Raw genomic sequence first — 15188 nt, 5'->3', positions numbered from 1 at the left:
GCAGGGCGCTCAGAACGCGTCGGGGTGCAGCATCTTCGCGATCCTCGCCACGGCCAGGTCGTTGCTCGGGCCGAGGTACATCGAGTCCGACAGCGTCACGTACGTGTTGTTCTTGGCGGCCGGCCACTGGGGGAACTCCTTGAGCAGTTTCTTGGCGTATGCCGCCGGGTCGGGGTCGTGGTAGCCGATGACGACGAGGGCGTCGACGTCGGTGGCGGCCACCTTCTCCTTGCTCAGGTCGGCGAAGGTGGTCCTGGCGGTGTCCTCGAAGGCGTTGGCGCCGCCGGCCTTGGTGAGGATGTCGTTGACGATGCCCTGGGCGAAGACCGCGCTGAAGTCGTTGCCGCCCATGGTCATGTTGGAGAAGAGCACCATGACGTTCGGCTTCTTCTTCCCCCGGACCTTCGCGGAGACCGCCGCGATGTTCTTCTCGGCGGCGGCGATCAGCTTCTCGGCCCGGTCACCGACGTTGAAGATCCTTCCCATGTCGCGCAGCAGCTGGTAGCTGTCGGCGACGGTCATCCTGGAGGGGTCGTCGCCGCAGCCCTGCGGGGAGACGTAGCTGCCTGCTCCCACCTGCTTCAGCTGGTCGCGGGTGGCGAAGCCGTTCTTCTCGTCGAAGCCGTACGTGGTGACGGACAGGACGAGGTCGGGGCGCAGGCCGAGCATGGCCTCGCGGGGGATGTCGTAGGCCTCGTTGAGCTTGATGTCGCCGGTGGGCAGGGCCTTGACGGCGGCAGCCCGGCCGGGGACCTCGGACATGCCGTAGCTCTGCTGGTTGGCGACGATCCTGTCCTGGAGGCCGAGGGCGAGGAGCGTGGAGACCTCGGCGACCGAGGCGCCGTTCATGACGACGACCCGGCTGGGCTCCTTCTCGAAGGTCTCGCTCCGGCCGCAGTTGTCCAGGGTCACCGGGTAGCCGGTCTTCGAGGCTGCGGTCGTCTCCGTGCTCGTCGTGTCGTCGTCGGAGGAACCGCCGCATGCCGCTGTGAGCAGACAGAGGGCCGCGGCGGCGGCCAGGGCAGTGGTGACCGGACGGTTCATCGGCATCAGGGCTCCCTGCGTGCGAAAGATGTTCACCGGGCTGAACGTCTGCGGTCAGGAGCTGCGCCAGACGGCGCCGCGCTGCTCGTACTCCATGATGGATTCGACGCCGAGGGCGACGGATGCTCCGCACTCGCGGGTGATCATCCAGAGCGCCAGATCGATTCCGCTGGTGACACCGCCCGCGGTCACCAGATTCCCGTCGTCGACGACTCGGGCGTCGATCACCTTGCCGCCCTGGGCGGCCAGATCGGCCTTGGCCAGGTGGTGCGTCGTGCACGGACGGCCTTTGGTCAAGCCTGCGGCGGACAGCACCATGACTCCCGTGCAGACACCGGCGACGACGACTCCCGCCTCCTGCGCCCGTACCAGGTCGCGTAGGACGTCCTGATCGTGGATCAGCTGGTCGCCGCCGCCCGGCACGATCAGAAGATCGGTGTCGGTGGGCTCCCACGCGGCCGGCACCGTGACCCTGGTGCCGAAGAAGCACGTCACCTCACCAGGAGCCGACGGCCGCACCAGCGTCGTCTCCACCTCGCCGCCCGCGTGCACGGCGTGCCCGAACACGTCACGCGGCCCGATGGCGTCCTGCTCCTCCACCCCGTCGAACATGAGGATCTGCACCCGTAGCGGCATCGGCTTTGTCTCCTTGGCTGGTGAAGCGTCCGCGGACACGCTCTGAGCAGGTTCTGCGCCCCAACGGCCCGTCTCCTGCTCGCGGTCTCCTGTCAAGCCGGCGCCGACCGCAGACCCTCGCGAGCAGCACTGACTTGCCCTAGGAGTCGGTCGCACCACTCGCGGAGTTCCCGTCCGGCCCGGACTGGTCCCCCGCTACGAACGCGAACCCGCAACCGTTACGAGCTGACGCTGCGCGGACCGATCGCCCGCACCCTGCTGGACGTGATTGGGGGGCGGCGAACTCTGCGGATGTGCGGCGTCAGCGGGAGTGGCCGAGTTGGGTGAGGGCCAGGTCGAGCATGTCGGTGAAGAAGTCGGCCGCGGTGGTGTCGATGCACAGCGGTGGTTTGATCTTGAGGATGTTGAGGTGGTCCCCGGTGGGCTGGACGATCACTCCGAGGTCGAGCATGCGGTCGCAGAGTTCGGCGGTCTCCTCTGTGGCGGGTTCCAGGCCGGCGCGGTCCCGGACGAGTTCGAGGCCGAGGTAGAGGCCCGAGCCGTGGACGGCGCCGATGATGCCGTAGCGGTCGGCCAGTGCCTCGAGCCGGCTTTTCAGATGGCCGCCGACGCGCGCCGCGTTGCCCTGGAGGTCCTCGTCGCGCAGGGTGTCCAGGACGGTGAGGCCCACGATGCTGGAGACGGGGCTGCCGCCGGTGGAGGAGAAGAAGTAGCCCTGGTCGCGGTACCGGTCCGCGACCGCCCTGGACGTGATGACGGCGCCGAGGGGGTGTCCGTTGCCCATGGCCTTGGCGACACAGACGATGTCGGGGACGACCTGCTGCTGCTCGAAGCCCCAGAACCAGTGCCCCAGGCGGCCGTATCCGACCTGGACCTCGTCGGCGACGGCCAGGCCGCCGTGACGTCGTACCGCCGTGTACACCTGGGCGAGATAGCCGTCGGGAAGGGCGACTCCTCCGGCGTTGCCGTAGAAGGTCTCGCCGATGAACGCTCCCGCCGGGCGGCCGGCAGCGGCCAGTTCGTCGATCACCGCGACGGCCTCGGGTGCGTAGCGCACGGCGTCCGGTCCGCGGTGGCGGCCGCGGTAGGAGTTGGGCGAGTCCACGGTGTGCACCCAGCTCGGGCGGGTGGCCAGGGCGTTCGGGTTGTCCTGGAGCGAGGTGGAGACCGCGTCGGAGGCGTACGTCCAGCCGTGGTACGCCTCGCGCAGCGCGACGACGTCGGGCCGGCCTGAGGCCCCGATGGCCAGGCGAAGACCCAGATCGACCGCTTCCGAACCGGAGTTGACGAGGAACACCGTGTCCAGCGGGTCGGGGAGGAGGGCGGCGAGGCGCTCCGTGAACTCCACCACGGAGGCGTAGTGGAAGCGCGAGTTGGTGTTGAGGCGCCGCAACTGCCGGGAGACCGCCCGCTCGACGCGGGGGTGGGCGTGGCCCAGTGGGGTGACGTTGTTGACGATGTCGAGGTACGACCGGGCGTCGGTGGACAGCAGATGGTGGCGCCAACCACGTTCGATACGGGGTGGGTTGGCGTAGTAGTGCTCCTGCACGGGGGCGAACACGGCGTCACGCCGGTCGAGGAGGTCCCGCTCGCGGGTGCGGTCGGAGTCGGCCGGGAGGCCGAGGAGCGGGGCGGGGTCGGCGGTGAGCGCGAGCCAGCCGGCGGCATACTCGGGACGGACCAGGTGCGGGGCGGCGGGGCCGTCGGCCTCGCGCAGCGCGACGTGGACCGAGGCGCCGGGGCCGAGGTGGGTGATGTCCTCGCCCGCCCGCACCGTCGCACCGGTGGTGACCAGGGGCTCAACCGCGCGGGGGAAGGACAGCGACAGCGTCTGCGTGCCGTACGTGAGTTCCACGTGGCCAGGCGCCGCGGCGAGGACCTTCCCCGCGGCGGGAACCTGGAGCACGGCATCCCGGCCGAGCCAGAGGTCGATTCCGGTGGGCACCGTGGCGGCGGACACCGCCGACAGCGCCGGTGTCCCGGCGAGTCGCGCCCGGGCGTAGCGGGTGGCGACGGCGGGCGCTCCGTCCGCGAGCGCGGAGGTCACGAGCCGGGCCTCCGTGCCGGCGTCCATCCAGGCTCCCTGGTCCATGGAATCCGCTTCGGTGGACAGGTCGAGGAGGGTGATGTCGTCGGCGACGAGGTCCCGCAGGAGCGGACGTACCGGGGCATCGGCCCGCGCCGTCCGAGCAGGCACGTCGGCCATGCCGGTCGCCTCCCTGATGAGGCGGGTCATCACCGTCAGGGGCAGGCAGGTGGCCTGTTCGAATATGCGCCATTCGTGGTCGAGGTTGGCCGTGGCGTAGCCGTTGTCCTCGTCGATGGCGACCTGGTGCCGCCCGCTGGCCACCAGGACGGCGGCGCGCAGGACCACGATCGGCCACACCGCGTCAGCCTCCTCGGGGGAGAGCGGCCGAACGGCGTGGAAGGCGCGGACGGCCGGCAGCACGTGGTGGGGCTCGACACCGTCGTGATGGAGCATCGAGGACAACGACACGGCGAGTTCGCCGACCGCCCAACTGCTGGTCACGTCACCGAAGTCGATGACCCCGTCCGGCATCGGCGGACGACTGTCGGGGCGGCGGACCAGGTTGTCGTCGGTGAGGTCCAGGTGCACGGCCTGCACCGGCAGACTGGCGGCGAGCTGGTGGACATGCGCCCACGCCTCGGCCGTCGCGGTCCGGACGGCGGTGCGCCGGTCGGGTTCGCCGATGTGCCCGGCGAGCTTGGCGACGACGCGATCGGCGTACCGCGGGTCCCACTGGAGCACGCGGTCGAGGCCCGGGTGCCGGAAGTCGCGCAGGGCGGTGCTGACATTGCCGACGAGCGTGCCCATGCCCGCCACGGTGCCGGGCGACAGGTGCCGTGATCCCGAGAGCGTGCCGCCCGGCAGGTGGCGCAGCAGGCGGGCGACGGCCGGACCGGTCCCGGTGTCCACCGTCGTGCGCCACGCGGAGCCGTCGGGGCGGCGCAGGACCGTGGCGATGCGCAGTTCCGGGCGGGCCGAGGCGATCAGGTCGGCCGCCGCGTCCTGGGCTTCGATCTCCACCGTACCGAAGGCGGGGTTGGCGATCTTCAGAATCGCCGTGGGCGTCCCGTCGTCGGCGCGCAGCAGGAAGTTGGCGTCCTGCTGGCTGCCCAGCGCCTGCGCGCGAGCGGTGATGCCGAGGTGTTCGGCGGCGATGAGCTCAGCCTCTTCCGGCGCCATGCGGGGCACGGGAAGGGCGTCCTCGGTGAAGAAGTCGATCGTGCGGTACTCGTCGGGCAGCATGCGGGTTCCCTCGGCTGGTGCGGGCGAACAGGGCTCGGACGCTCGGATGCCTCAGTCGACGTGCCACAGGAAGCGGTGGGTGTGAATCGCGAAGTAGGGGAAGCTCTCCACGGACGTGACACCGTCGACGGGCCGCACGACGTCGTTGATGAAGTCCAGAAGATCCCGGGGCTGAGCGCACACCACCTCGGCGAACAGGTCGAAGCCGCCGGCCGTCAGGACCGTGTACACGACTTCGTCGTGCCGGGACAGTTCATCGGCGACCGCCCGGGGATCGCCGTCGATGCGCAGGGCCAGGAGGGCCATCGCCTGCTGGCCCAGGGTCATCGGGTCGGTCACTCCGACGACCTGGACCGCCTTGGTGTCGATCAGCCGCTGCAGCCGGAGCCTCGCGGCCGAGGGTGACAGCCCCACCTTCGGACCCAGATCGGCGTAAGGGATCCGGCCGTCGACCTGCAGCTCCCGCAGGATGGCCCGGTCGATGTCGTCCATCCGACACCTCTCTCTCCTGCGTAAACGGCAGGCATTGCGCTTGTTCGAGCACAATGCCGGATCCACACGCTTGATTCAAGTGTAATGACGATGGAATCGAGCGAATCGTCGGCTCCTACGAGGCAGACGCACGACGCGCTGCAGGACTCAGGAGGCCGCGAGGAGGCTGTCGTCCAGGAACTCCCCTACATGGCGCCGGACTTGCGCCCGGTCCGTGCCCCGCAGTCCGATCGCCACATGGATGGAGAACCCGTCGAGCAGCGCCCGCAGCCGGGCGGCGAAACGGTCCGGGTCGACCGGCCGGAACTCGCCCCTCGACACCCCCTCCGCCAGCAGTGCCACCAGGTCGCGGTGCCAGGCGCCCTCGATCGCGGCCTGGCGGTCGCGGGCCGCGTCGTCGGCGTTCTGCGAGCGGTTCCAGACCTCCAGCCACAGCGTCCAGTGCGGGTCCCGGTGGCCGTCGGGCACGTACAGGTCGACATACGCGTCAAGCCGCTCACGGGCGGACGTGGTGCGGGTCAGCAGCCGGCCGCGCTCGGCGCCGAGCCGGCCCTCGCTCCACTCCAGGGCCTGAAGCAGTAGTTCGTCCTTGGAGCGGAAGTAGTAGAGGAGATGGCCGCTGCTCATCCCGACCTCACGGCCGAGCGCCGCCATGGTGAGCTTCTCCAGACCGCGCTCGGCGATCATGGCCATGGCGGCGGCGAGCACGTCCTCGCGGGGCGGAGCAGGGGTGCGGCGGCGGGCTCCCGGGGCGGTCATGCCGCACGCCCCGGCGCCCCGCAGCCGCCGGTCTCGGACAGGAGCTTCGGCCGCAGCGGCCGGATCAGCCGTGTTCCGCGGGTGACGCGGGTCAGCACATTCACCCGTAAGTTCTACCTGACCACGGCCCTGGGCTGCTGCTGCGTGACGCAGTGGATGCCGCCGCCGCCCGCGAAGATCGCCCGCGCGTCCACCAGTGTCACCGTGCGCCGCGGGAACAGCCGGCGGAAGATGCCGGCCGCGAGCTCGTCCCGGGGATCGTCGAAGCCGCACAGGACGACGCCGCCGTTGCAGAGATAGTGGTTGATGTAGGAGTAGTCGGCCCAGTGGCCGTCGGCCTCCAGGACGGTCGGGGCGGGCACCTCCACGACCTCCAGGCGGCGGCCGCACGCGTCGGTCTGCGCCTTCAGCAGACCGACGACTTCCTGTGTCACCTCGTGGTCGGGGTGGGCCGGGTCCGGCTGCACATGGGCCACGACCACACCGGGACGGGCGAACGCGGCGACGATGTCCACATGGCCGAGGGTGCCGAAGCCGTACGGAGGGTAGTCACCGGTGAGGCCGCGCGGCAGCCAGATCGCCTTGCGGGTGCCGAGGTGGGCGTGGATCTCGGCCTCCACCTGCTCGCGGGTCCAGTGCGGGTTGCGTTCCGGCCCGAGCTGGACCGTCTCCGTCAGCAGGACCGTGCCCTCGCCGTCGACGTGGATGGCGCCGCCTTCGTTGACGAGGTCCGAGGTGTACGTCTTCGCCGAGCCCGCGAGGCCGCCCACGTACGCGGCGATCTTCGCGTCGTGCTCCCAGCGCGCCCAGTGCTGGGCACCCCAGCCGTTGAACGTCCAGTCCACGGCGGCGAGTTCGCCGACGTCGTTGGTGAGGAACGTGGGCCCGATGTCGCGCATCCAGGCGTCGTCGAGGTCCCGCTCGACCGTGTCGACGCCGTGCCCGAGCAGAGCGCGCGCCTCGGCCGACTGTCCGGGGCCGCACACCACGGTCACCGGCTCGAAGCGGCGCACCGCGCGGGCGACCGAGGCCCAGGCGACGCGCGCGGCGGCAAGGTCCTCGGGGTCGTCGAAGGTCGGGTTCGGGCCCGGCCACGCCATCCAGGTGCGCTCGTGCGGGGTCCACTCGGCGGGCATGCGGAAGCCGTCGGCGGCAGCAGACATGAGTGATCCTCACAGGCTGTGACATTCAAAGGAAATACAGGCGGTTGAGGGAGACGGACTCGGCAGGTTCCGAGCGCAGCGGCTCTCCGTCGAGCGTGACCAGCCCCGTGCGCTGGTCCACATCGACCGCTCCGGTACGGGAGTTGAGGCGCAGGTCGGCCGGCCCCATGCCGCGCGTGCCCCGTACGGCGACCCTGCGGCGCCGGGTCGGCATCGAGTCGTTGGCCTGGTCGAGGGCCGCCTGGGCGACGAAGGCGACCGAGATGTCGGCGGGCGTGGTGCCGTGGGCCCCGAACTGCGGGCCGAGGACGAGGGGTTCGCAGGTGTCGGTGGCGGCGCCCGGGTCGCCGACCACGCCGTACGCGGGGAAGCCGGCCTTGAGCACCAGCTGCGGCTTGGCGCCGAAGTACTCGGGCCGCCACAGCACGATGTCGGCGAGCTTGCCGGCCTCGATCGACCCCACCTCGTGGGCGAGGCCGTGCGCGATGGCCGGGTTGATCGTCAGCTTGGCCAGGTAGCGCAGGACGCGCTCGTTGTCGTGGTCGTCGGGCGCGCCGAACTGGGCCTTCATCTTCCCGGCCATCGCGAACGTACGGCGGACGGTCTCGCCGGCCCGCCCCATTCCCTGCGCGTCCGACGACGTGATGCCGATCGCGCCCAGGTCGTGCAGCACGTCCTCGGCGCCCATGGTCCCGGCGCGGATGCGGTCGCGGGCCATGGCGGCGTCGCCGGGCAGGTCGGTCTTGAGGCCGTGGACGGAGACGATCATGTCGTAGTGCTCGGCGACGGCGTCCCGGCCGAAGGGGAGGGTGGGGTTGGTGGAGGAGCCGATGACGTTCGGGACGCCGGCCATCTTCAGCACGTTCGGGACGTGTCCGCCGCCGCAGCCCTCGATGTGGAAGGCGTGGATGGTCCGCCCCTCCAGCACGCGCAGGGTGTCCTCGACGGACAGACATTCGTTCAACCCGTCGCTGTGCAGGGCCACTTGGACGTCGTGTTCGTCGGCGACACGCAAGGCGGTGTCCAGGGCGCGCGTGTGGGCGCCCATGTCCTCGTGCACCTTGAAGCCGCACGCGCCGCCCTCGGCGAGGGCCTCCACCAGAGGTGCCGAGGAGGACGACGAACCGCGCCCGAGGAAGCCGATGTTGACCGGCCAGGCGTCGAAGGCGTTGAACGCGTGCCGCAGTGCCCAGGGCGAGTTGACCCCGACGCCCCACACGGGCCCGAACTCCTGCCCGATGATCGTGGTGACGCCGGAGGCGAGCGAGGCTTCCATGATCCGCGGCGACAGCAGGTGGACGTGGGGGTCGACGGCTCCGGCGGTCGCGATGAGCCCCTCGCCGGACACGATCGAGGTCCCGGTGCCCACGACGACGTCGACCCCGTCGAGGGTGTCGGGGTTTCCGGCCCGCCCGACCGAGCAGATCCGGCCTTCCCTGATGCCGATGGAGACCTTGCGGATCCCCAGCACCGCGTCGATCACGACGACGTTGCTGACGACCACGTCACAGGTCTCCCGGACGGCGGCCGCCTTGAGGTGCAGCCCGTCCCGGGCGGTCTTGCCGAACCCGGCGAGGAACTCGTCGCCGTAGCGCTGGGAGTCGGACTCCACGCGGATCGTCAGGCCGGAGTCGCCCAACCGGATCCGGTCGCCCGCGCGCGGGCCGTGGGTGGCGGCGTACTCGTACGGGCTGAGACGGCGGGCCGCTGCGGGGTGACCGCCTGGGCGGCTCACCGCTGGACCTCCAGATCAGGTGTTTCCGGTACGCCGAGGTAGCCGCAGGCGGCGGCGCGGCGCAGTGCCTCCTCGCGGGCGCCGGGCGCGTCCAGTGCCCCGTCGACCAGACCGGCGAACCCGATGGCGATCCGGTCGCCGCCGATGGGCACCAGCCCGACCTCCAGGCTCTCCCCCGGCCCGAACCGCACGGACGACCCGGCGGGTACGGCGAGCCGCATCCCGTAGGAAGTCTCCCGGGCGAAGTCGAGCCGCGGGTTGGCCTCGAAGAAGTGGAAGTGGGAGGTGACGGAGACCGGCACGGTGGCGGTGTTGGTGACCCTCAGCCGGACGGCCGCCTCGGGCTCGGCGTGCTCGGGACCCGGCAGCAGCGCGCCCGGGGCCCGCTCACCGAGACGCCCGCCGATCGGGTCGCTGACGACCGCGAGCCGTGAACCGTCGTCGAAGACCGCCTCGACATGCACCTCGGTGACGACGTCCGCGACCCCCGGCAGCACGTCGTCCGGGCCGAGCACGGATCTGGCGCGCCCGATGGCCTCCGTGAGCCGGGCACCGTCGCGGGCGGCCTCGCAGACGGTGTCCGCGATCAGCGCGGTCGCCTCCGGCACGTTGAGCCGCAGACCGCGGGCGCGGCGGGCGCGAGCCAGCTCGGCTGCTCCGAAGAGCAGCAGCCGGTCCCGCTCCGTGGGAGTCAGTCTCATGCCGCGGACACCTCCTCAGTTCGCTCACATTAGAGCATCACTCTAAGCATGGAATGCCTGTGTTAGAAGGGTTGTCTCAGTCACATCACTCCATCACATCGCACGCCGCTCTAATCGTCGCGGACGCCTCGGACGGCCGATCAGGGGAGACCTGCCCGCCGGGGAACGCACCTCCGGTCGGTTCACGTCGTGGCAGGCTCGTCGTCGAGGCGGAACCTCGGGTCGCCCGGGACGGACGCGAGGAGTCGAGCGGTGTACGGGTGGTTCGGCTCGGCGAAGGTGGCTCCGGTCGGGCCGAGTTCGACGAGGTCCCCGTGCAGCAGGACCGCGACCGTGTCGCTGACGTGCCGGACGACGGCCAGGTCGTGCGAGATGAACAGCATCGTCAGCGAGAGCCGGCGGCGCAGATCGGCGAGCAGGTTGAGGATCTCGGCCTGGGTCGTCAGGTCGAGGGCCGAGGTGATCTCGTCGGCGATGACGAACCGGGGACGCGGTGCGAGGGCCCGTGCGATCGCCAGCCGCTGCCGTTGGCCGCCGGAGAACTCGTGCGGGTAGCGGTCCATGGTGTCCGGGTCGAGGCTCACCTGGCTGAGCAGTTCGGCGATCCGCGCCCGGGCCGGTTTGACCCTGGCCCGGACCGGATCGAGTGCTTCGGCGAGCGACTGCGCGACGGTGCGCCGCGGGTCGAACGAGGAGTACGGGTCCTGCGGAATCATCTGGACCGTCGCGGCTCCCGCCCGTCCGCGCGAGGTGCGCAGCGGGGCGCCGTCCACGAGGACCCGGCCGCCGGACGGCCTGTGGACGCCGACGAGTGTCCGCGCGAGCGTCGTCTTGCCCGACCCTGACTCCCCGACGAGTGCGAGGGTGCTGCCGCGGGGGATGTCGAACGAGATTCCCTTGAGCACCCTGCGGGCCGCGACGCCGTGGCCGAGTTCGACAGTGAGGTCCTCGACGCGCAGCAGCGGGGCGGCCGCCTGCGGGTCCGATGCGGTGGCGGTGGCATACATCAGCGGCTCCCTTCCGCGGCCTGGGGGAGGTCCGCGGCCTTGTCGGAAAGGTCGTCCGACGGCGCCCCGCTCGGCTGCGCCGCGTGCGCGTCGGCCGTCCACCGGACCGCGCTGAGGGTTCCCCCGGCCTCGACCGCGGCGGGCGTCGCCGCGAGCAACGCGCGGGTGTACGGGTGAGTGACCGTCCCCCGGCGCAGGTCGTCGCCCGTCGTCCGGTCGACGACCCGGCCGCCGTGGAGCACCAGGACGGTGTCACAGAGCACGCCGACCACTCCGATGTCGTGCGAGATGAACAGCATCGCCGTGTCGTGCTCGCGGTTGATGCGCCTGAACTGCCGCAGCACCTCCGCCTGGACGGTGACGTCGAGGGCCGTCGTCGGTTCGTCGGCGATGAGCAGCCGCGGGTTCGTCGTCATCGCGGAGGCGATCGAGGCACGCTGGAGCATGCCGCCGCTCAGCTCGTGCGGGTGCTGGCGCAGCCGCCGCTCCGGCTCGGTGACGTGGATGTCGGCCAGCGCGCGGACCATGTCCCGGGCGGCCCGGCGCCGGGGCGTCCGCAGATGCGTCCTGGCCACCTCGGTGAGCTGGGTGCCGAGCCGCAGCGCGGGGTTGAACGTGCCGATCGGGTCCTGGTAGACGATGCCGATCTCGGTCGCGAGGCGTCGCTGCGGCGGTGTTCCGAGCAGGTCGAGGTCGCCGAGGGCCAGGCGCGAAGCGTTCGCCCGCACGCCCTCGGGGAGCAGTCCCGCGACCGCCATGGCGATGGTGGACTTGCCCGAGCCCGACTCCCCGACCAGGCCGACGATCTGGCCGGCGCCGATGGTGAACGACACGTCGTCGACGAGTGTCCGATCGCCGGCCCGCACGGTGAGCCCGGCGACGGCCAGCAGGCCGTCCGGCTCCGTGCCGGCCGCTGCCCCCGCCCCGCCCGACGCCTGAAGCGCCCGGGGCGCCTGTGCCGGGTCGGCCGGTCCCGCCGCGTCCGCCGTCCCGGTCGATGCGGGCGCCGTGCCGCGGGTGCGCGGGTCGACGAGCGAGGCCACGCCGTCTCCGAGGAGCACGGCGCCCACACCGGTGACGATGAGCATGATCGACGGCGCGAGGACGACCGACGGCTGGGCGAAGATCGACGGCAGCGCCTCGTTGAGCAGCCGGCCCCAGTCGTACTGCGGGTTCTGCACACCGAGGCCGACGAACGACAGACTGCTGATGTCGAGCAGGGACAGGGTGAAGCTCGAACTGAGGAGCACCAGCAGCGGCCCGCTGATGTTCGGCAGGACGTGCCGGCCGAGGATGCGCAGGCCGGGAACGCCGAGCAGGCGCGCGGTGAGCACGTAGTCCTTGTCCGCGACGGTCGCGGCGAGATTCGCCGTCAGCCGTGCGAAGCCGGGGACGCCGGCGACGGCGATCGCGACGATCGCGGACCCCGTGCCCGGTCCGAGCACCGCCGCGATGACGAGGGCGAGGACGAGCGAGGGGAAGGCCACCGCAGAGTCGATGAGCCGCAGACAGGTCTCGCGCAGCCACCCGGGGGCCAGGTGGACCAGCGCGCCGATCGCGACGCCGACGACGAACGAGGCGGCGGTGGCGGCGGCGGCCATGAGCAGGGTGAGCCGGGTCGCGACGAGCGCCCGGGCGAGGACGTCACGGCCGAAGGCGTCGGTGCCGAGGAGATGCCCGGCGCCGGGCCCGAGCCGGGCGTCGTCGGTGAGGGTCTCGGCGGAACCGCTCAGCAGCAGCGGGGCGACGAGGGCCACGAGGAGGAGCAGTCCGAGGATCACGGCGCCGGACAGCAGTGACGGGTTGCGGAGCCGGCGGCGCGCGGTCGCTTCAGTGGCCACGACGACCTCCCTCGAGAGTGCGGGGGTCGACGATCCCGAGGACGACGTCGACGAGGAGGTTGACGAGCAGGGCGAGCATGCCGACGACGAGAATGATGCCCTGGATCACCGGATAGTCCTTGTAGATGATCGCCTGGACGACCTCGGTGCCGAGCCCCGGGTAGGTGAAGACGTTCTCCAGGATGATCGTCCCGCCGAGCAGGGATGTGAGGACGAGACCGCTCAGGGTGAGGACACTCGTCACGAGGTTGGGCAGCGCGTGGCGGAGGTGGAGACGCACGGATCCGAGGCGGTGGCCGCGGGCGGTCCTCATGTAGTCCTGGGCGAGCACGGAGGCCGTCTCCTGCCGGACCACCCGGGCGATGGCGAAGGCCGGGCCGATGCAGAGCGCGGCGATCGGCAGGACGAGCGCGCTCGGTGTCGTGGCGCCGCCGGACGGCAGCAGCCCGAGGCTGATCGAGAACAGGACGATGAGGAGGGTCGCGACGACGTAGACCGGCGCCGACGCGAGGAGTCCGGCGACCGTGCCGAAGCCGACGCCGAGCCGGCGGCGGCGTCCGTCACGAGTGAGGACGCCGACGGCCATGCCCAGCGGGACGGCGATGACCAGGGAGAGCAGGACGGCCGGGATGACGAGCTGGACGGTGTACGGCAACCGGGTCGTGACGATGTCCGCGACCGGGGTGTCGAACCGGAACGAGGTGCCGAGCCGCCCGGACGCGATGTCGCCGAGGTAGTGGACGAACCGCGTCGCCATCGGCTCGTCGAGGCCCAGTCGTGCGCGTATCGCCGCGAGCGTGGCCGGGGACGAACTGGTGCCGGCGATCGCGCGGGCCGGGTCCCCGGGCAGCAGGGGCACGATGAGGAACGTCACGAGGACGAGCAGCAGCATGGACATCAGCAGGCCGCCCGCCCGGCGGACGGCGAACCCGGCCCAGCCACCGCCCAGCCGCAGCCGGGGAACGCGCCGGACGGCCGCGGCGGGCAGCGGCCCGGTCGGGACGGCGGACCCGGCGCTCACAGCGTCGCCGCCACGAGCGCCGCGTCGTCCGGGTGCCGCTCGTACCAGCGAAACCGCGGTTCGAGCTGGGCGGACAGGCGGAGCAGCGTCGCCTCGTCGTAGGGTGCGCCGATGAGTTGGGCGCCGACCGGCAGTCCGTCGGCGGTCGTGTGGACGGGCAGCGAGATGGCGGGCAGCCCGGCGATGTTGACGAACGCGGTGAACGACACCATCCGGGTCTCGGTGGCCCGCGGGCCGTCCGGGTCGGAGTTCGCCTCGTCGTACACGGGGCCGACCGGGGGCGCCACGACCGCCGTGGTCGGGGTGAGGAGCACGTCGAAGTCCCTGCCCCACTGGGCGACCACCTCGCGTGACTCGGCCTGCAGGCGGGCCGCCGTCCGGGCGTAGTCGCCCGCGGTGACCTCCAGGGCGGTCTCCCGGCGGCGCCGGATGTAGGGGTCCACGGCGTCGGGATCGTCGACCTCGATGGCGTAGGTGGAGGCACTGATGATCGTCCAGGTGAAGCCCATGATCGCCTCGTAGGAGAACATCTTCGGGCGGGCCTCGACGACGTCGTGTCCCAGGTCGCGCAGTGCCTGCGCGGCCGTCAGCGCCGCCGTGCGGCAGTCCTCGTCGACCGGCAGCCCGGTGGGCGCGTCGAGGAGCAGGCCGATCCGCAGCCGCCCGGGATCGGCACCGGCCTCCTCGATGTACGGGCGACCCGGTTCGGGCGCGCTGTACCAGGCGAGCCGGTCGGCACGGCCCATGACGTCGAGCATGAGGGCCGCGTCGCGCACGGTGCGGGTGATCGCGCCTTCGGTCGTCGAGTGTTCCCATCCCCGGACGAGCGCGGGCACGCGTCCCCGGCTCGGTTTGAGGCCGACGAGGCCGGTGACGGACGCCGGGACCCGGATCGATCCGCCGCCGTCGGAGGCGTGCGCCACCGGGGCGAGGCCGGCCGCGACGGCCGCCGACGCGCCGCCGCTCGACCCGCCGGAGGTGTGCTCCGGGTTCCACGGGTTGCGCGTCTTGCCGTGGCGGGCGTTCTCGGAGACGGTCAGAGCGCCGAACTCCGGTGAGTTCGTCCGGCCCAGGGGGATCGCGCCGGCGTCGAGGAGGAGCTGGATGTCGGGGTCCGTGACCGTCCGCGGGGTGTCCCGGATGGCCAGTGAGGACATCGTGTTGGGTTGTCCCGCAAGGGAGTTGAGGTCCTTGATGGGGATGGGGACGCCGTGCAGCGGGCCGAGCGGCTCGCCGCGCAGCACCGCCCGCTCGGCCCGGACTGCCGCCGCGCGCACGGCGTCGGCGTCGAGCCAGACGACGGCGTTGACGGCGGGGTTGATCCGCTCGATGCGGTCGAGGTAGGTCTCGGCCACCTCCACCGGGCTGACCTCTTTCGTGCGCACGAGGTCGGCGATCTGCTGTGCGGTGCTGAATGGGTCGATCACCAGGGGACTCCTGTCGGAAAGGTGCAAGGGTCTCGGGGCGCGGCGCCGGAACAGGGCGGGGATTCTCCGTGCCGGACGGCCGGGTACGGCC

12 protein-coding genes are annotated in these 15188 nt (G+C 71.7%); all 12 read right to left on the bottom strand.

Annotation, left to right across the window (positions count from 1 at the left end):
- Positions 1-9 precede the first annotated feature (9 nt).
- The 12 genes from B5557_RS30870 to B5557_RS30815 all read right to left on the bottom strand — a co-directional run bounded on the left by B5557_RS30870 (position 10) and on the right by B5557_RS30815 (position 15097).
- Positions 10-1050 carry an ABC transporter substrate-binding protein gene (locus B5557_RS30870; protein WP_079662521.1) on the bottom strand — a complete coding sequence of 347 codons (1041 nt, stop codon included), beginning with the start codon at positions 1048-1050 and terminating at the stop codon, positions 10-12.
- Positions 1051-1098: 48 nt separating this feature from the next.
- Complete coding sequence (locus B5557_RS30865; RefSeq protein ID WP_079662520.1) at positions 1099-1680, bottom strand: DJ-1/PfpI family protein; 582 nt, start codon at positions 1678-1680, stop codon at positions 1099-1101.
- A 301-nt stretch (positions 1681-1981) separates the two neighbouring features.
- Entirely contained in the window at positions 1982-4951 is a 2970-nt protein-coding gene (locus B5557_RS30860) for an aminotransferase (RefSeq protein ID WP_079662519.1), read from the bottom strand.
- 51 nt (positions 4952-5002) lie between these two features.
- Entirely contained in the window at positions 5003-5443 is a 441-nt protein-coding gene (locus tag B5557_RS30855; RefSeq protein WP_079662518.1) for an Lrp/AsnC family transcriptional regulator, read from the bottom strand.
- Between the two features lie 147 nt (positions 5444-5590).
- Positions 5591-6202: a TetR/AcrR family transcriptional regulator gene (locus B5557_RS30850; protein ID WP_079662517.1), complete on the bottom strand. Its 612-nt coding sequence runs from the start codon at positions 6200-6202 to the stop codon at positions 5591-5593.
- A gap of 113 nt (positions 6203-6315) precedes the next feature.
- Positions 6316-7365, bottom strand: coding sequence for an agmatine deiminase family protein (locus B5557_RS30845; protein ID WP_079662516.1), 1050 nt, complete (start codon positions 7363-7365; stop codon positions 6316-6318).
- A gap of 25 nt (positions 7366-7390) precedes the next feature.
- Positions 7391-9100, bottom strand: coding sequence for an urease subunit alpha (locus tag B5557_RS30840; protein WP_079662515.1), 1710 nt, complete (start codon positions 9098-9100; stop codon positions 7391-7393).
- Entirely contained in the window at positions 9097-9801 is a 705-nt protein-coding gene (gene ureA / locus B5557_RS30835; RefSeq protein WP_079662514.1) for an urease subunit gamma, read from the bottom strand. The genes B5557_RS30840 and ureA overlap by 4 nt, the downstream gene beginning before the upstream one ends.
- Positions 9802-9983: 182 nt before the next feature.
- Entirely contained in the window at positions 9984-10808 is an 825-nt protein-coding gene (locus B5557_RS30830; protein ID WP_079662513.1) for an ABC transporter ATP-binding protein, read from the bottom strand.
- Positions 10808-12649, bottom strand: coding sequence for an ATP-binding cassette domain-containing protein (locus B5557_RS30825; RefSeq protein WP_079662512.1), 1842 nt, complete (start codon positions 12647-12649; stop codon positions 10808-10810). The genes B5557_RS30830 and B5557_RS30825 overlap by 1 nt, the downstream gene beginning before the upstream one ends.
- Positions 12639-13670 (bottom strand): ABC transporter permease, encoded by a 1032-nt coding sequence (locus B5557_RS30820; protein WP_079662511.1) that lies wholly within the window; start codon positions 13668-13670, stop codon positions 12639-12641. The genes B5557_RS30825 and B5557_RS30820 overlap by 11 nt, the downstream gene beginning before the upstream one ends.
- Positions 13667-15097, bottom strand: a complete 1431-nt coding sequence (locus B5557_RS30815; protein ID WP_079662510.1) for an amidase — start codon at positions 15095-15097, stop codon at positions 13667-13669. The genes B5557_RS30820 and B5557_RS30815 overlap by 4 nt, the downstream gene beginning before the upstream one ends.
- Positions 15098-15188 lie beyond the last annotated feature (91 nt).

The organism is Streptomyces sp. 3214.6 (assembly GCF_900129855.1).
In the GTDB taxonomy this organism is placed as follows: domain Bacteria; phylum Actinomycetota; class Actinomycetes; order Streptomycetales; family Streptomycetaceae; genus Streptomyces; species Streptomyces soliscabiei.
This window is presented reverse-complemented; position numbering and strand designations above follow the sequence as displayed.